Here is an 18,198-nt window from a genome sequence, read left to right on the forward strand (position 1 = left end):
AAAGATATGAAGAGAAATACAGGTTGCAATTCTAACCATGGCTGCCCGCCACAGCTTTCATGTGATGAAGCAAAAACGCTTCGGGTTGATTGCGATAATGATTCTTACTATCCTTATGGCAACTACCTTCAGTACCCAGTCGCTGACATTGATGTTGCATTAGCAGAAGTGGAGCTACAGGTAGAAGTTGAAAGCGACATCGAACTTCCAACTGCAGCACGTGAGATCAAACACATGCGCAGGAATGTATCCCTGACCCAATGTAAGGCGATCCGTTCAGCAATGGACTATAACAAGGTTAAACTGTATATCACCGGTATTGTCCACAAGAATATCCAATATGTAGAGCAATGCAGCGGGGTTCTTAAGGACTACAGTGTCGATGTGCCTTTTACTTGCAGTCAAGCTGTTAAAGTCTACAATTACCCTGACTATGAACACCTGAGCCAAAAGAACACTGTGTATGAAAGAAGGTTCATTGATAAGAAAGGACACGGTGCTGATAATTGTACTTCAGGAGCCTATACGTACGAATACTACAATGAACCAGTTGAATGCAAATTGCTTGCATCTTTTGTCAATGACCTTGACCTTTACAAGGATTTTGACAACTGGGGCCGATTTAGCCGAATCACAGAAAAGATGGAAGTTGGCTTATTCTTCAAATTGCTACAAAAGCAGCAGGTAAACTTAGGCTATTGCTATGGCGGCAAAGAAGAAGAATCCTCATCTTCTTCCTGTGACACAGGTTATAAGATGGATCCTCAGCCAAAAAGCATGAAGGACAGGATGAAAGAATTAATGAAACGCCATGAAGGTTAACATGCATCAAGGGTGTCTCACATGAGGCACCCTGTTTTCCTTATTGTGAAAGCAGCCTTTGTAAATCCAGGCATTGTTTTTGATATAGATCAATTTTCATCCTTGCCGTACCCTGAATCATCACTCGGTCGTTTTGAATGAATTGTTCATTCCATACGCAATGCAAACTCGATAGACTGTAATTCACTTTTTCTACTAAACTCTCACTATATTCGCGTGTACACCCTTCTTCCATACCAAGACTTGAAGTGAATAAGTATTCCTTGCTGTCTTTGGAAGATAGTTCGGGCCTATGAATCCATTTTACCGGAATGATTTTTTTCCATGGGATGTGAATCTTAAGTGAATGCATCGTCCCTGCATTGTCAGCACTTACATAATCAATGTTTATCAGAAGTATTCCTTTTGTGAATAAATTGGCTGACGGGAGTAAAACCTCAGCATCAATCGATTGAAGCGAGCACTCTACATTAGAAACAGATGACATCTGCCTTGAGAGGCTGAATGTATCAAAGATATCTATTTCGAGGTCTACATCTGCCAGGTGTAAAGGAAGTCTCACCTTCGTCATTTCTATCCTATTATTTTTTCCACTGTAAGCCGCCGTAGCCAATTTCATAGGTTCTGAGGATGATTCAGATGATTCATATTGAAAATCAACTGATTCCTCGTGGTTTTCATAATAATGAGGTTCATCACCTGACTCGTCTATGGCTGATAACTGATTGGCAGATTCCTCTTCATATAGGAAACTACTGGACTCCTCATATATTTTTTCATCAGAGGATTCACCAAAGCTTCCCTGAATTTCTTCTTTTAAATGTTCCCCCACATCATCAGCTATTCCCATCGAATCACTTGATTCTTCCTCTTCCTCATCTATTGTAAATCGTCTTTTTGATGCAGAAGGCTTTTCTTCAACGCTTTTAATAACAGGAGGAGCGAGGATCAATGGTATGCCTGAACTCTTTGCTTTGGGACGCAATCTGTTTTCATTGACATTCTCGGCAAGATCTTTATCGATTTCCTCAAAAACTTTTTCCATCTCTGATTCACTTTGTGATCCCCTGGGATCCACAGAATTTTTTCCCCAATTGCCCTGGAACAGATTCATTTCATGGAACGTTCTATTTCTGTTTTCCATCTTCAATGGGAGGGTCTGCTTTTATTGCAACCTATCCCTACCCTCCTTTCTTTATAGAGGTAAAAACATAAAGGGGCATATACTATTGTTGCCTAGTATAATACCCCGCCATTTATCTAATATTTATTCTGATTCGTCATAGCAATCTGGATCATTAGTTGCTGATGAAACGCGGATTTGTTGATTTTGAAGTACCCGTACTGTGAAATCAATGACCATTTTCTCTTCAATTGTCTGGAAATATCCTTCATCAATCGGTGAAGATGTAGGAAGCGGCTGACGGTCAATCGCTTCATCCCATTCAATGATTTGGCTGGATACTAATTCGCAGAAAGGCAATTCATTATAATGCTGCGAGCTTTCCTGGTGGAACTGGCTCAAGTCGCTAGTAAGCAATTCATCTTTTTCCGGGAATCCCGTTGACAAAGGTTTTGAGACAAAGAAATCAAATTCCTTCCGGTTGTTTACTTGAGGCATTACCGGCTTCGAAAGGAAGTTCTTTACCTCTGTTATTACCTGGAACGGAATATCGACTGTATATGAATGCAGGTCAGAAGCTACTGATGATGATGAGGAAGCTTCAATCTCCTGGCTCGGACTTGCATATTGGATGTTCTTTCTGACAAACCCTTTGATAAATAATTTATTTGTCGGCAATAGCAGTCTGCATTGGGTCAGCTTTATTCTCTTTTTTATATCCTTGATCTCAAGCACCGGTTCTGGAAAATTAATTATCGTATCCAGATTCACATGCAGGGTCAATTCAGCAAGAACGACAGGGACTTTGGTAACCACCTTTCCAAGACTTACATGTGGATGATGATGTTGAGGTGAGCACTCAAAATGATCAGTTGAAGGCTTACACTCAAAATCAGGCTTTTTATTTTTATCTAATTCAAACATACATGGCTCCTCCTTAAACTCCTTAGAGTGAAGATGTTTTATCCTATGCGCCATGATTTTTTGGGTCTAGGCGTATGCCCTTATGTATGATCAGAATCCAAGGCAAGTACCCAATATAACCCTTGATTTAACATGTGTTGTACTGGCCGAAAGAAACACAAAAAAATTTTCGCCACTTTTTTTACTTCTATATTTACTGTCAAAAAGGATTGGCCAAGAATATGTATAATCTATAAACTAAAAAAGCATGACCAGCCAGGTTTAACTGGTATCATGCTTTTTCAATCATCTCTAATTTACCCTTACTAAGAGCCATAGACCTTATGTCAATAAATCAGTGATATTAACTTGCTGATTTTGGTAAATTCTTACACGGAATTGCAAGAAAGTTTTTTCAACGATATTGTGGAATGTTCCTTCTTCGAATGGTCCATTGTTTGGTAATGGATAGCGATCGATTGATTCATCCCACTGTACAATGCTGCTAGATACAAGTTCACAGAACGGAATTTGATTATAATTTTGTGTGCTCACTTGATGGAATTGAGATAGGTCACTTGATAGCAATTGATCCTTTTCAGGGAATCCATGCCCCAATGGCTGAGCCCTGAAGAAGTCGAATTCTTCGCGAGTATTTGATACTGGGAATTCTGGGAGCACTAAGAAACGGTCAGCGTCAAGGATTGTTACGCATTCAAATGGAACATCGACAGTCAAAGAGCGCATTTCAGATGAAACACAGTCGCTTTTAGCATGAGCACATGGCGTAGCATATTGGATGTTTTTGCGTATGAAGCCCTTAATGAAAAGTGGGATGCCTATTGCCGCATCAAATGTGTCCTCAGTTCCTAATAGCAACCTACACTGAACGATTTTCACTCGCTTTTTAATGTCCTTAATTTCTAGAACTGGATCAGGAAAGTGGATTTCTGCAACAAGATGATCTCTAACAGTGATATCAGCAAGTGTCACTGCAAGGTTGGCAAGTGGCGTTCCAGTATCTACAGCTGAAACATTTTCGCATTCCGCCATAGAAGCAGACTTATTCACATTTACACAACCACGTTTACCTTTATGGTCATTAGTCATTTTTTTTCCTCCTTTTAATTTCTTGTACAATTTATCCTATTCCTGCCAGATTTTTTGGACTAGATGAATGAATCAGCACAAATGCGGATTTTTTCAGATTTCCAATGTTTCCTCATTATTTACATTCTTTACTACATAAAAATTAGGTACTTGCACAATTGAACTTGCCTTTTGCATAGGATTCAAAAGGAGGAGGATAAAATGAACAATTATAATTATTTCGCAGTCGACATAGGCAACAGCTGGTATAAGGTTCTGGCCTCTGATCACGGAGAGCTGAGGGAATACCAAATGCCAAACGCCATTGCATTGTATGACGATGAATTTTATGAAAAGCCCTATGACGAGGAAGATATTGAACTCGAGGAAAATTTGATCGTAGAGATAAAAAGCCCAGCGATCACAAACAAAAGAGAAATCTTTTACGCTGGAAAGGCGGCTGCCAAGCAAAGAAACGTCAGCCTGACAGCAAGCAATAATCAGAAAGCTGACGAAGACCGCACATATATCCTTCTGTTTGCCGCTGCAGCCTACCATGCTTCTATCATTAATCCAACCGACATTGAACTAAGCTATTGTATAGACCAATTAGCTGTATCTCTTCCAACCACTCAATACAAAGAGAAGAAAGAGTTATTGAAGCAGCGATTGATTGGAAACCATACCATTACACTCCATAAGGTGCCAGGAATTCCTGAACCTAAAGAACTGATTGTCAAGCTTGAAATCAAGGATGTGATTGTGGGTGCTGAAGGAGCCTGTGCATATTTAGGTTTGATCCGGGACGTCGATACACTGACAATTAAGGACGATCACCTGGTGAAGGATTCCAAGAAAGGAATCATCATCGGAGACCTGGGCGGTGATTCAGTAGATTTCGTTGGGATTAAGAACAGTAAACCTGTTGCTTCAGTTGAAGGAGACCACTTTGGAATCAATTTGTTTTTGGATACAATCATTAAAAAAGTCAGCAAGAATGAATTATACACCTTCGACTCCAGGTCTGAGCTAGAAGAAAAGCTATTCGCCGGCCAATCAGAATGGTATGTAGAACCTTTTGCCGGTGTAAGGAAAGATATTAGCAAGTATGTGATCCCTCAATTGAGGATCATGGCTATAAAGTACCTTGAGCATTTTGACCGCGCCAGGAGCAGTTCCAGTGAGATCAAAGGGGCATCCCGCTATATCGCTGTTGGCGGGGCAGCAAAACTCGCCCAAACGCAAATACAGGAAGCCGCAGTAAGATGGGCTGATAAGGGGCGCCCGATTGAGCTGACTTTTCCAGAAAACCTGGAAAAATTGAACGTCTTCGGACTCATGATTTTAGCCAAAATGAATCAACTCAAAAAACAACATGAGAATACCGAGGAACTAATTTCCATTGAAGGATGATCGGTATGTCAAACACTTATACGGATTATGCAAATAAGATCGCGATAACTGTCCCTGAACGATATATTGATGTCAAGACTGGTGAGTCGTATTCGGTTTCTCCAAAAATCGTGGACCAAATCGAATACCATGCTGAAAACAGTTCGCTGAGCCATCTTGTTCTATCCGCTCTCCACCATTACCTAAATCCAAAGCCAGTATTGAGTGGTGGTTCTGCTGAAATCCTTCAGCAGCTCGCTGACATTCGTTCTATGCTTGAAGATGGAATCTACCACATCCAGCCGCCTGTAAAGGCAAGAACCATAAAAGAACAAACGGATGCTGCTAAATTACTCAATATGAAGGAAGTAGAAGATATCCTTGAAGCGTTCGGGGGGTAATTATATATTCAAATTAAGGACGGTACTCATGTACACGTCCTTCAATTTTGGATTGGTTTTAACAACCCTTTTTAAAGTTCTGAAACAATTTCCCATTGAAAATACATCACTTTTTAAGTACGTTTGAAATAATTGAGAGTAGTTTTGGATATTCGCGGGCGAAGAATTCATAATCTGTGGTCTCGGCCTTATTATAGAACTCAATGATTCTATTTGCCGCTTGTTTTTTGTGGATAGCAGGAATGTGGAAAAAGTCTATAATTGGGGAGTAGGTGCCATCGCCTGCGGGAAGAAGATATCCTATAAGTAAATCGCTTTCCCTTGGCTGATGGTATATTTCATTATATACTCCGACTAATCTCTCCTTCATGAGAATGAGATCATTGAGTACTAGCACTCTTTCTCCAAGACATTCCTTTATGTAATACACTCCTGGAACTGCATATATCCATTCACTGATGAGTGTATGCACTTTGGGTTTCATTCTGTTTTTATATCTTGGCGAGTCTAGATATAACTCAAAGATAGACTTTTTCTCATCGCTGAGGCGGTGGGAAAACACAGCCCAAGAAATAAAGTGAGGTACCAGTGCGGAGGCAATTTCTTCAGGAATCTGTTCTGCTTCCAAAAAGTCATCAACTAATCCAAGTAAATATGCTCCATAGTAATCACTGCTGAAAATGAATATTTCTCCAATCTCTTCAAAAGCCAAATCTTTTAATTTCTCCTGAATTGAGATTACCTTTTGTTCAACTGTCATATTTTTCTCCTTTCAATTGTAATCAATCACCTCCTTATCATATCAAGAATCCAAATACGCACGCGGGTAATATTTGTCTGAATTTTTACAAATTTAACATACATTAAAACATGCTCATCTTATACTTTGCAGACATGCTTTCTAGCAGTTTGATCCCACCGATGCTATTCCCTTTTTCATCAAGGGCCGGCCCTAAAATGCCAATTCCAAATCTGTTTGGAACAGACCCCATAATCCCGCCTGATACACCACTTTTCGCAGGAATTCCTACCCTGACAGCGAACTCTCCAGACGCATTATACATTCCACAGGTAACCATGAACGTTTTACATAGGCGAGCCACATGGGCAGGTATCAATCGTCGGTTAGTAACAGGCTCCAAACCATCCATAGCGAACACACAACCAATTCGGGCGAGATCCAGGCAGTCCATTTCAATCGCGCATTGCTTTGTATACACCTTCAACAATTCCTCTATATCCTCATCAATAACCCCGTGCTGCTTCAAAAAATAGCATAAAGCCCTGTTCAGATCTGAAGTTTCATATTCAGACTGAGCAACTTCATGTGAATATCCAATGGAAGAATTACCTGCCAGTTCCTGGATGAACGAGAGAATCCGTTCAAATCGTACATCAGCATCCTTCCCCTTGATCATATGAGTAACGGCAAGTGCGCCTGCATTAATCATTGGATTCAACGGTTTCGAAGGACTGAATTCAAGCTTAACAATTGAATTGAATGGATCACCAGTAGGCTCATAACCCACTTTGTCAAAAACGGCTTCTTCCCCGTAATCTATTAGGGCAAGGGCAAGTGTCAATACTTTTGAAACACTTTGCAAAGTTAGCTTCTGATGAATGTCTCCGGCCGATACACAAGTTCCGTCATCATGAAAAATAGCGACGGACAACTCTTCAGGATTCGCTTTTGCCAAAGCAGGAATGTAGTCTGCAACCCTCCCGCCGTCAGTGTATTTTTTTGCTTCTTGGACAAGTTCATTTATTTCATCAGTAGTTCTGCAAGGCATAATTAACTCCTCCGAATCATTAGTTCATAACATTCTTAACCATCTTTCCACAGAAAAAGGGCAATGGTGTTAACATTGCCTAATTTTACGAATTAAAAGCGTCCCGATTTCAATATAGAATAAATTATCCATAAAAACATTCCGAATGCAATGATAAACCCTACTTCGATTGCCGGTACGCTTGTCAGTATAGTATTATTGCCAAATGTTGCTCCGACAATCAGACCGAGAACAACAATACTGAAGGCAAGCAGTGTCAAACTGAAGGAAACCTGGTTGCTGATCCGGTCGAATTTATGAAGAATCCGATTGATTTCCGATAAGCTGATTTCAAATTTCAAATCACCTTTGGAAGCTTGATCCAACACATTTTCAACCTGATTCGGAATATTGGTGAACGTATCTGATAAGTCCTCGGCTTTATTCCAAACCCTTTTGCCCATTTTTATCGGATCGTACCTCTCCCTCATAATCTGTTCACCATAAGGCTTGGCTAATTCAATCATATCCAGGCCTGGGTCAATTTCAGAGATGATTCCTTCAATCGTGATTAACGCTTTCCCCATCATTGTCATTTCCTTAGGCAGGATGATCCGATGTTCCTGTGCCGCAGCAAACAACTCCTTGACCGTCAAGCCTAAACTTATACCTTCTTTTGACGACCTTTCAACCGTTTTCCTGATTCCATCTACTCGGTCATAAAAATGCTGTTCATCAATATCAGAAGGCACATAGGCCATCCTGAAAATAGACCTGACAATCTGGTGGGTGTCTTCCTGCATGATTCCCATCATCATTGATGCAGAATCATACCTCAAGCTTGCTGACAGACGACCTACCTGCCCAAAGTCTATAAAAATCAGCTGTTGAGTTTCTGGATTATATAGGATATTGCCAGGATGCGGATCACCGTGAAAAAAACCTTCTTTTAAAATTTGGGTTATGAATGCACTTACCAATAAATCCGCAATCATTCGTTTTTCCTCATAATCAATAACAATAGTATTCAGTTCGTTGAGCTTGATACCTTCGACCTTTTCCATGGTGAGAATCTGTGGAGTTGAGTATTCAGGAAAGATAACTGGCACTTTTATCGATTCGCAATCTTCAAATTGCATTTGGACCATATCCGTATTACGGCCTTCCTCTGTGTAATCCAGCTCCCTGCGGATTGATTCAGACAGCTCTTCAACCATATCAGTGATATTGTAATATTGAGCCCAGTCATATCGCTGCTCAATCAATCTCGCAATATCCCTTAAAATTTCAAGGTCTGTATGGACTGTATGCTTAATGCCCGGTCGCTGGACCTTCACCATGACAGATTCCCCTGTTGACAGTACCGCTTCATGAACCTGTCCAATCGACGCTGCTGCTACATAATTCTCATTAAAATAGGTGAAGACTTCCTCAACAGGCCTGCCAAACTCGTGGTGAAGCTTTTCTTTTATTTCATCAACAGGCACTGGGGGAACCTGATCCTGAAGCAGTTCCAGTTCTTTAACAATCTCTTCAGGAAGCATATCACTCCTAATGCTGAGGAGTTGGCCAAGCTTTATAAAAGCGGGCCCCAATTCCTCCAGCATGCACCTTATACGGTAACCAGCTTCCTTTGTATTTCCGTTTTTTACGTCTGCAGCGATCCGGTCCTTCAATGACAGGACATGGAACAGCCCCACCTCTTCCAGTACATAGCCAAATCCATATTTCACAAATGATGAAGCTATCTCTCTATATCTATTTAAACGTCTCAATCGGTCCGTCAACATTCCATCACCCGCTGCTAATCAATGTCTTTTGAAAATCCAGGCGGAATATTCTCCATTCCGTTTTCAACCTGGTCAATTTCTTTATTTAATCCGCTGTTTCGAAGTTGTGAAATTTCCTCCCGCAATAAAACAAGCTGTGCCTGCACAGTGTCTAATTCTTCCCTAGTGACAAAACCAAGCTCAGTCAGCTGCTTTCTCGCCATCTCCTTGAATTCCTTATTCCATTCCCCGCTCTTCGATTCACCCTTTTTGAAAAAGTCGTCAAAGATGGTGTCTGCTTCAGCCTGGGTCATATTCCCTTTCTCAACCAGCTTCATAATGGTTTCATCTACTTTTTCCTTACCGGCAACCGCTGCTCCCAGTCCAAGCAGAAAGCCGCTCTTCAGAAAATTATTCATCTATGATCCTCCTCTTATATAAGTCAATTTACTTATTAATACCCCAAAAAAGCGAGCAATCACCTTATTAAATAAAAAAAGCACCTGTTTCTATTGGAAAACAGATGCTTACTTCTTACTAGATAACATTCACTTTCACAATGAATACAAGATGTGGAGCAATTAATGATAAATTCACAGTTTGATAACATCCACTTTATCCAAGTAAGCCCAATTTTGCGGAGCTTTCAAGCTGAGCTGCCAATAGGTTGCGCCATAAAGCTGATATAGATCAATCAATCTGTACTTTTCAATATAGCTTCTGATGTCCTCAAACCAGACGATATGCTCTTCGGTTCCATTCCAATACCTGAACCACGGTGACCTGGCTGCGGTATCATATTGGATGACCGCACCAGTAGAAATAGCGAGATTTTGTGCGTCCAGCACGGAGAGTGCTCGATATTGTTTGGTCGAGACGACTTTATCATGCCCGTAAAGCGGCAGACCGATTTGCAATTTCTCACGTGGAATCAATGTTATTGAATACCTGACAACGAGTGCGATCCACCATAAAGGAGAAACAGGATCAGGCGGGCCTCCCGGGTATCCGTAATCAATGGTCATAACCGCAACAATGTCAGCAATCTCCCCTATCGTTTTATAATCATACGCTCCGATTATTGGATTTGTCGGGATATCTTCTGTCTTTGCATGGACATTTACATGTAAAATTAGATTTCCCATCCCCGCCTTTAGTTCACGGAGGAAAGTATTGAAATCTTCCCTCTGCGGCGGCGGAATAAATTCCAGGTCGACACTTATGCCGCCATAGCCTCTTTGATTTGCTAAATTCACGAGACTGGCAACAAGGTTCCTTCGGTAAGACGGAGAAGCCAGTACATTGCCTGCAAGTTCTTTGCTGAATCCAGATGCCGTGGTGTTTTGTACTAATAATAAGGGGATAACATTCAATTCTTTGCTTTTACGAACAATAGGGGCATCATTGCCTACCACATAGGCATATCCTTCTGCTGTAAAGGTAAAGGCCGCAACAGCAACGAATGTAAGATTGGGAGCCATTCTTTCGAAATCAGTTAGAAAGGTTTGAGAGGCGCCAGGTACGATGAATCCAAGTGTAGAAAACCGTGGCTTAACAGGTGAAGGAATATTAATGTTCTGGCCAATATATAATCTGTTGGGATCCAGTCCCGGATTTGCACTGACAATGCTGCTGACACTCGTCCTGAACTGTAAAGCAAGCCTCCATAATGTATCGCCAGCCTTGATTTGATAATAACGAGTAATTGGCTGTTGATCTGGGATATAGAGTGCCAGCCCGGGAATGATTAAGCTAGTGGAAGGAAGTCCGTTGACATCGACAATACTTTGGATCGATACACCATATGTTCTGGCGATTGCCCAAAGGTTCTCTCCTGAGCTAACTACGTGGACAGCCATCTAATCACACCTTTTTATTTTTTCCTTCTATAATCATATGGCGATTGAGCTGTTATATACTTCTGTCATTAGAAAAGCGTAAGCGCCTTGGTCAGCCCCGACAAGCGCTGGAGGGCCTGACAGTGAAGTCGTTCTTTGACTTCATTGGCAGGACCGAAGCGACTCGAGGGGCTAGGCGCTGGAACTGGACACTAATCTAAGTGTAAAAAGTTTTATACGCTTATAAAATTAAAAGAAGCGGGGCTTCCAAATAAAAGCCCCGCTTACAGCTGATTACCTCCAGCGATCTCTGTTGTCCACTCTTTTTCTGTTTCTAGCTGAATAGCAGGAGTCACAAATCTGGTATGGGGAGTCAACATGGATCCCTTTTCCGCAATGCCTGCACTTCTTTTTATAGTTTTTCACTTCTGACTTTAAAAATTCGTGAACATCGTCGCTTAAGCCTGTACGAACTCTTTCCCAGTAAACAGCCTCAGTTTTTCTTCCAAGCTTATATAAAAACAACAAATGCAGACCGATTGCTTTATAGGAAAGCTCCAGTTCCTCCAGGGAGGCGGTTTTGACTGGCGGCTCCGGGAGTTCTGCATCTGCGACAATTGCTCTGATTGTTTCAAGCCATTGTTCAATAAGGGCAGGTTCTTTTGATGAAAAAGGCAGGTGAAGAAATCCATACAGTTCCATCATTGGCAGTCTCGCTTCAATTTCAGTATCCCTGATGTACTCATAAAGCTCTCTTTCTTCTGACAGCGAAGCTTTGTTCGTCCCTTTAGGACTCTCGAACTTATCCCATAATTCAAAGAACACAGCAAGTGAACGGTGATATTTTTGGAACCTTTCAAAAATACCCGATGTTGGAGCAATGGAAAATGTCTCTACAGGTTTGTCCTCTTTCTCAAGCAGCTTTGTCATCAAGCTAATATCCGAGGTGAACGCTACTCGGCCGACATTGTAAATCCCTTTTCTTCCGGCACGCCCCGCTATTTGCTTTATCTCCTGGGTAGTAAGCCTTCTTCTCCTCGTACCATCGAATTTTTCATTTTCCAAAAAGACGATTCTCCTGATTGGCAAATTCAGACCCATTCCAATAGCGTCGGTCGCCACTACCACACTTGTTTCTCCTTTGATAAATCGGTCGATTTGCTTTTTCCTTGTTTCGGGCGGCATGCTTCCATAAATCATGCTTACCTGGCGACCGTTGTTCTGTAGTTTCGATGCATTCTCAAGCACTTGTTTTCGTGAGAAGCAAACAAGTGCATCGCCTTTCTTGGTATCCTTCAGGCTGAACTCTTTATTCTCTACCTGGAGAGGAATATCACGAGTGTATTCATATATTTCCGCCACCCCATCATCAAGAAGGCCCAACATCATTTCCTTGATATTCTTGCTCCCGATGATGTGGACTTCCTCTGCATTTGCTTTTGTAATGGCTTTAAACCAGGAAAACCCTCTATCCTTATCAGCGATCATCTGTGATTCATCTATGACGACTACTTCATAAAATTCCTTTTCGTGAAACATTTCTACTGTGCAGGATATATGGTTTGCGCCTTCCACAGGCTTTTCTTCCTCACCTGTTTTAAGCGAGCAAGGAACGCCCTCTGCATTGAGCTTTTCATAAACCTCAAGAGCCAGCAGACGAAGCGGTGCCAGATACAATCCAGTTCTTGCATCCTTCATTCTTTCCAAAGCATGGTGGGTTTTCCCTGTATTTGTTTCACCTATATGCAGAATATATCTAACATTTCTTCTCAGTGAAGGATTATATTCTCTGCCGAATATGTCCTCAAGCATGCGAGCTTCTTCTTCCCTTTTCCGTTCAAGCTCGGCCAGCTCCTCTGCCTTTCTGCGTTGCCTCTCTGCAAGGTCTCTTTCATAGATCGCAAGATGCGCCCGTTCTTCAAATTCTAATTCAGCTAGAGCCAATAGGTCTGTTACATACTCTTCCTGAAGCTTGATAAGAAAACCATCTAAATAAACATCAGCCAAGTCGTTAATGATTCTCTTAGTCTCAGGAACTGAAAGCTTGTCCGCGAACACTTCCTCATATTCGCTGAGGATATGCTGGTCAAGATGATTCATTACCTCCTCAGCCGCTATCACTGTAAAATACTTTATAACACTGTTCTCAAAATGATACTGGTAGGTCTCATATTCAAAATAAAACCGCCCCCAGCTTGCTGTTTGATGAATCTGGCCCGTCAATTCATCAAAAAAGTCAGCCATTGTCCTGTAATCATCGGGGTTGAAAGAACCAATGACGGTCAATTTTTCTTCCAGCATGTATGTATCGATATCCTCGAATTTTTGATTTTCATTGAAGATTGCCTTTAATTCCTTTGCCATCTCATGCCGGATTTTTAAATACGCGGACTCCTGGAAGTCAGTTAAAACTGTGTGGGCAACCTGGTAAATCTTTTCCTTTATGCCTGCCTTTTTCTCAAGCAGCCGGTCTTCCTCGACTTTTTTAAGGAACCTCTTTCTTGCACGGTTATAATGTTCATCCCAGTTGTGCTCATCGATTACAGACTTGATCCACTCCCTTGTATGGAAGGGTCTATAGTCTCTCATTTCATTCCTGAAAAGCTTATTGATTAACTTCCGGTCGACACCTTCAACCACATATCCCCGTTCACTCAAAAATGCTTTTTTATCACGTTTAGAAAAATCATTTGTAGACTTGGTAAGCCACACATTCAGCCAGATCTGGCTGATGTAAGTGCTTCTTTTATCTAGATACTCCTTGAATTCCGGAAGAGTTTCCTGTTCACCTAGAAAATTCTCGATATCATCCATTATCTTAGTTTTCGTGTTATCCACTGCCTGCTGATGAATCAATTCAATTTGTTTCATATCTGAACCCCTTAAAATCTGTAAAATATAAGCTTTAAGACAAGCGCCAAAAAGAATATCGGCTGAAAGCAAAAGTTATAAAAAGAACCTAAATAAAAGGCCGCACAACGAGATGTGCGTGCCCTTCCATTTAGGATTCTTCTTAAAACCAGTGGAACGGCTTGACTATGCGTTCTTCACCTTCAACTTTTTCATGACTTTAGTTAAGACCTTTTTGTCGTCCTTTGTTACACTTTTAGGTTTGATCGGTGATACTGGTTTAATTTTATCGCTGTTATCGACACTTAGGATTTCAAGATAAAAAGGAGTGGTTTGCCGATTTCCTTTAAGATATCCCTTTAGAATTTTCATTTTTTCAGAGGTACCTGTAAAAGCTCCTTGATAATCCCATTCTATTTCATTCTTATATCTTGAATCCATTTTTTCTTTTAAAGCAAATGCTTCAGATAATGCATCCTCCGGTGTCATAAAATAGGATTGCGTTCTCCTTAACCCCTTTTTTTTGCTGCCATCGCCCGCTTTTGCCTGATATAGTTTTACTAACATTTCCCTCATCCTCTCTGGTTTGGTCTCACGCCTTCTCATGGTAAGTGGAAACACCAGAAGACCCGAGGAATTGCGTATATAAATAGTATACCCTTTTTTCCATCAGTTACCTATTAATAAGGAAATAAAGGATTTTAAAACAAAGGAGCGTGATTTAGTAACACGCTCCAGTTCAAGATTATTTGGCAATAACAGCCTCTTTTTCGTTATTTCTCTCGTGACGTATCGTTGCCTGTGCAGCAGCCAGTCTGGCAAGCGGCACACGGTATGGAGAACAGCTTACATAGTCAAGTCCAGCATTGTAGCAGAATTCGATCGAACTCTTTTCACCGCCATGCTCACCGCAAATACCGGTCTTTAGGCCAGGCTTAGTCTGGCGGCCAAGTTCCACTCCAGTCTCGACCAACTTGCCCACTCCCTCACGATCAAGGACTGCAAACGGATTTTCTGGAAGGACTTTTTGTTCGATATACGCTTGAAGGAACTTACCTTCAGCATCGTCTCGGCTGTATCCGAAAGTTGTCTGTGTCAGGTCATTCGTACCAAATGAGAAGAAGTCAGCTTCCTCGGCGATTTGGTCTGCAGTCAATGCAGCACGCGGTATCTCGATCATGGTACCCACTGTATATTCAAAATCCTTGCCAGTTTCTTCTTTAATGCTTTGAGCAGCCGCGTTTACCAGCTCACGCATTTCCTTTAACTCATTGACATGACCGACTAGAGGAATCATGATTTCAGGCTGTGCATCGATACCCTTATCAGCCAAGTTCGCTACAGCATAGAAAATCGCTCTTGCCTGCATTTCATAGATTTCCGGATGAATCATGCCAAGTCGGCAGCCACGGTGGCCAAGCATCGGATTGAATTCGTCCAATTGGCGTACCTTCTTAAGCAATGCTTCCTTTTCCTTAAGCTCTTTCGATTCTGGGTCCTGGATTTGCAATTTGGTGATTTCGACAATAAGTTCTTCTTTATCAGGCAAGAACTCATGTAAAGGTGGATCCAGCAAACGAATTGTTACTGGCAGCCCCTGCATCACTTCAAGAATCCCTTCAAAATCCCCCTGCTGCATCGGCAATAGTTCATCAAGTGCTGCGTTTCGCTCATCGTATGTTTCAGCAAGAATCATTTTCTGGACAATTGGCACCCTTGCTGCGTCCATGAACATATGTTCAGTACGGCATAGACCAATACCGCCTGCACCGAATTCCAGGGCCTTGGCAGAATCCTCAGGATTATCCGCGTTGGCCCGGACTCCAATTTTACGCTCTTCGTCAGCCCATGCAAGCAATAACTGGAACTCTTCTGAAAGCTCAGGTTCGATCATTGGGATTTCACCAAGCATGATTTCACCGGTTCCACCGTCAATTGTAATGATATCACTATGTTTTACTACCACTTCGCCAACACGGAACTGCTTTTCATGAAGATCAATTTTCATTGCTTCACAGCCACAAATACATGCTTTACCCATACCCCGCGCAACTACAGCAGCGTGGCTTGTCATTCCACCCCGGCTCGTAACGACGGCTTGTGCGGCAATGATTCCATGGATATCATCTGGAGTTGTTTCTGGTCGGACAAGAATGACCTTTTGACCATCATTCGCAAGCTGTTCTGCCTCATCCGCATCAAATACTACTTTCCCGGTAGCGGCACCTGGTGAAGCAGGCAATCCTTTTGCCAGCTGATTGCGCTCGAAATCCTCATCAATACGGCGGTGCAGAAGCTGATCCAATTGTTCTGGATCCACGCGTAGCAGAGCGGTCTTCTTATCAATGATCCCTTCATTGACAAGTTCTGTGGCGATACGGATTGCTGCTTGAGCAGTACGTTTCCCGGTACGAGTCTGAAGGATGAACAACTCTCCTCGCTCTACTGTGAATTCAATATCCTGCATATCCTCGTAATGCTGCTCAAGGTGATTGCAAGTTTCAACGAATTGCTGGTAAACAGCAGGCATTTCATCTTTCAAGGTTTGGATTGGCTGAGGAGTCCTGATGCCTGCCACGACATCTTCACCCTGGGCATTGATCAAGTATTCACCGTACAGTAGACTCTCCCCAGTGGATGGGTCACGGGTAAATGCAACACCAGTTCCGGAATCATCACCCATATTGCCGAATACCATACTCTGGATATTTACTGCTGTTCCCAAGTGTGAAGGGATTTTATTCAAGCGGCGGTAAACAATCGCACGCTGGTTATTCCAGGAATCAAATACTGCATTGATGGAAAGGAAAAGCTGCTCCTTTGGATCCTGCGGGAAAGGCCTTCTTGTATGTTTTGTCACGATATTCTTATAACCTTCGATGACTTCCTTCCAGTCCTCTGCTGACATTTCAGGATCAGCTGAATAACCTTTTGCTTCTCTAGTTTCTTCAAGCAAGCGTTCGAAGAAGAACACATCAACATCCAGGACGACATCACTGAACATCTGGATAAAACGGCGGTATGAATCGTAAGCAAATCTTGGATTGTTCGTAAGCTTTGCCATCCCTTCAACTGTTTCGTCGTTCATTCCAAGATTCAGGATGGTATCCATCATTCCAGGCATCGAGAACACTGCACCAGATCGCACTGAGACTAGCAGCGGGTTTTCAGGGTTACCGAGCTTCTTGCCTGTTTTCTCTTCAAGCTCACCCAGTGCTTCGAGTACTTGTGCCTGTACTTCAGCCGGGATAGTCTTGTCAGCGTCATAATAAGCATTACATGCTTCCGTGGAAATCGTGAATCCAAAAGGTACCGGCAGGCCGATCCGTGTCATTTCCGCGAGGTTCGCGCCTTTACCTCCCAGAATTTCTTTCATTCCGCTATTTCCTTCATTAAAAAGATAAACAAATTTAGACATCAGCCAAAACTCCTCTCACTTTTTAAAATATCGAGTATCAATCCTGCCGTTTCTTCGATCGCCTTATTGGAAACATTGATAACAGGGCAGCCAACACGTTTCATGATTTTCTCTGCATAATCCAGCTCTTCCAGGATTCGTTCATAGCTTGCATAATTTGCCCTGGCACCAAGTCCTAACGCTTTTAGCCTTTCAGTCCTGATTTCGTTAAGCTTATCTGGCGAGATGATCAGTCCGACACATTTGCTTCTCGGTATCTGGAACAATTCATCTGGCGGTTTTACCTCAGGAACGATTGGTACATTGGCTACCTTGTAACGCTTGTGTGCAAGGTACATCGATAATGGTGTTTTTGAAGTCCGTGAAACGCCTACCAGTACGATATCCGCTCTTAATATGCCGCGCGGGTCTCGGCCATCGTCATATTTGACGGCAAATTCAATCGCTTCTATCTTACGAAAGTATTCATCATCTAGCTTTCGCATCATTCCCGGTCGGTGGTTTGGCTCCTTATTGAACTTCTTTTCAAAGGCATTCATCAGCGGATTCAGTAAATCTACCGCATAGATCCCTTCCTCTTGAGCCCTTTTATCAAGATAAGCCTTTAGTGCTGGAACGACGATGGTATAAGCAATAATCGAACGCCCTTGCTTCGCAACCAAGATGACATCTTCAATGTCTTCCTCGTCCTCAACATATGAATTTCTTCTGATATCAACCTGACCGCCGTTAAACTGGGTTGCCACAGCCTTAACTACAAATTCTGCCGTTTCCCCGACTGAATCGGATACCACGTACACAACTTCCCTCATATCCAAAATACG

General features: G+C 42.1%; 15 protein-coding genes. 3 read left to right on the forward strand and 12 right to left on the reverse strand.

Annotated features, from left to right (window positions below; genetic code table 11):
- Positions 1 to 6: 6 nt before the first annotated feature.
- Positions 7 to 822, forward strand: a complete 816-nt coding sequence (locus tag AC0VX7_RS14190) for a CsxC family protein (protein WP_475424763.1) — start codon at positions 7 to 9, stop codon at positions 820 to 822.
- A 40-nt stretch (positions 823 to 862) separates the two neighbouring features.
- On the opposite strand, the gene AC0VX7_RS14195 is transcribed toward AC0VX7_RS14190, so the two are convergent.
- From AC0VX7_RS14195 to AC0VX7_RS14205, 3 genes are all read right to left on the reverse strand, one after another.
- Complete coding sequence (locus tag AC0VX7_RS14195) at positions 863 to 1,867, reverse strand: hypothetical protein (RefSeq protein ID WP_475424764.1); 1,005 nt, start codon at positions 1,865 to 1,867, stop codon at positions 863 to 865.
- Between the two features lie 222 nt (positions 1,868 to 2,089).
- A complete protein-coding gene (locus tag AC0VX7_RS14200) occupies positions 2,090 to 2,869 on the reverse strand; it encodes a CsxC family protein (RefSeq protein WP_475424765.1) in 780 nt (259 codons plus the stop codon).
- A 321-nt stretch (positions 2,870 to 3,190) separates the two neighbouring features.
- On the reverse strand, positions 3,191 to 3,958 hold the full coding sequence (locus tag AC0VX7_RS14205; RefSeq protein ID WP_475424766.1) for a CsxC family protein: 768 nt from the start codon (positions 3,956 to 3,958) through the stop codon (positions 3,191 to 3,193).
- 201 nt (positions 3,959 to 4,159) lie between these two features.
- Between AC0VX7_RS14205 and AC0VX7_RS14210 the strand changes: the two genes are divergently transcribed.
- Together AC0VX7_RS14210 and AC0VX7_RS14215 are read left to right on the forward strand one after the other, a co-directional pair.
- The gene (locus AC0VX7_RS14210; RefSeq protein WP_475424767.1) at positions 4,160 to 5,350 is read left to right on the forward strand and encodes a ParM/StbA family protein; all 1,191 of its coding nucleotides are present in this window, start codon (positions 4,160 to 4,162) and stop codon (positions 5,348 to 5,350) included.
- Between the two features lie 5 nt (positions 5,351 to 5,355).
- Entirely contained in the window at positions 5,356 to 5,730 is a 375-nt protein-coding gene (locus AC0VX7_RS14215; RefSeq protein ID WP_286181261.1) for a hypothetical protein, read from the forward strand.
- Positions 5,731 to 5,836: 106 nt separating this feature from the next.
- Here the strand turns inward: AC0VX7_RS14215 and AC0VX7_RS14220 are convergent, their stop codons facing one another.
- From AC0VX7_RS14220 to AC0VX7_RS14260, 9 genes are all read right to left on the reverse strand, one after another.
- Positions 5,837 to 6,490 (reverse strand): hypothetical protein, encoded by a 654-nt coding sequence (locus tag AC0VX7_RS14220; protein WP_475424768.1) that lies wholly within the window; start codon positions 6,488 to 6,490, stop codon positions 5,837 to 5,839.
- 103 nt (positions 6,491 to 6,593) lie between these two features.
- Positions 6,594 to 7,520 carry a glutaminase A gene (gene glsA / locus AC0VX7_RS14225; RefSeq protein WP_475424769.1) on the reverse strand — a complete coding sequence of 309 codons (927 nt, stop codon included), beginning with the start codon at positions 7,518 to 7,520 and terminating at the stop codon, positions 6,594 to 6,596.
- Positions 7,521 to 7,612: 92 nt separating this feature from the next.
- Positions 7,613 to 9,289 carry an ABC1 kinase family protein gene (locus tag AC0VX7_RS14230; protein WP_475424770.1) on the reverse strand — a complete coding sequence of 559 codons (1,677 nt, stop codon included), beginning with the start codon at positions 9,287 to 9,289 and terminating at the stop codon, positions 7,613 to 7,615.
- Positions 9,290 to 9,303: 14 nt separating this feature from the next.
- Positions 9,304 to 9,687 carry a phasin family protein gene (locus tag AC0VX7_RS14235; RefSeq protein WP_475424771.1) on the reverse strand — a complete coding sequence of 128 codons (384 nt, stop codon included), beginning with the start codon at positions 9,685 to 9,687 and terminating at the stop codon, positions 9,304 to 9,306.
- A gap of 174 nt (positions 9,688 to 9,861) precedes the next feature.
- Entirely contained in the window at positions 9,862 to 11,127 is a 1,266-nt protein-coding gene (locus AC0VX7_RS14240) for a LysM peptidoglycan-binding domain-containing protein (RefSeq protein ID WP_475424772.1), read from the reverse strand.
- A 273-nt stretch (positions 11,128 to 11,400) separates the two neighbouring features.
- A complete protein-coding gene (locus tag AC0VX7_RS14245; RefSeq protein ID WP_475424773.1) occupies positions 11,401 to 13,977 on the reverse strand; it encodes a DEAD/DEAH box helicase in 2,577 nt (858 codons plus the stop codon).
- Between the two features lie 165 nt (positions 13,978 to 14,142).
- Positions 14,143 to 14,523 carry a hypothetical protein gene (locus AC0VX7_RS14250; protein WP_475424774.1) on the reverse strand — a complete coding sequence of 127 codons (381 nt, stop codon included), beginning with the start codon at positions 14,521 to 14,523 and terminating at the stop codon, positions 14,143 to 14,145.
- Between the two features lie 178 nt (positions 14,524 to 14,701).
- On the reverse strand, positions 14,702 to 17,374 hold the full coding sequence (ppdK, locus tag AC0VX7_RS14255) for a pyruvate, phosphate dikinase (RefSeq protein ID WP_475424775.1): 2,673 nt from the start codon (positions 17,372 to 17,374) through the stop codon (positions 14,702 to 14,704).
- The gene (locus AC0VX7_RS14260) at positions 17,374 to 18,186 is read right to left on the reverse strand and encodes a pyruvate, water dikinase regulatory protein (protein ID WP_475428156.1); all 813 of its coding nucleotides are present in this window, start codon (positions 18,184 to 18,186) and stop codon (positions 17,374 to 17,376) included. The genes ppdK and AC0VX7_RS14260 overlap by 1 nt, the downstream gene beginning before the upstream one ends.
- Positions 18,187 to 18,198 lie beyond the last annotated feature (12 nt).

This window comes from Mesobacillus sp. QJM3NY_10, from assembly GCF_056173465.1.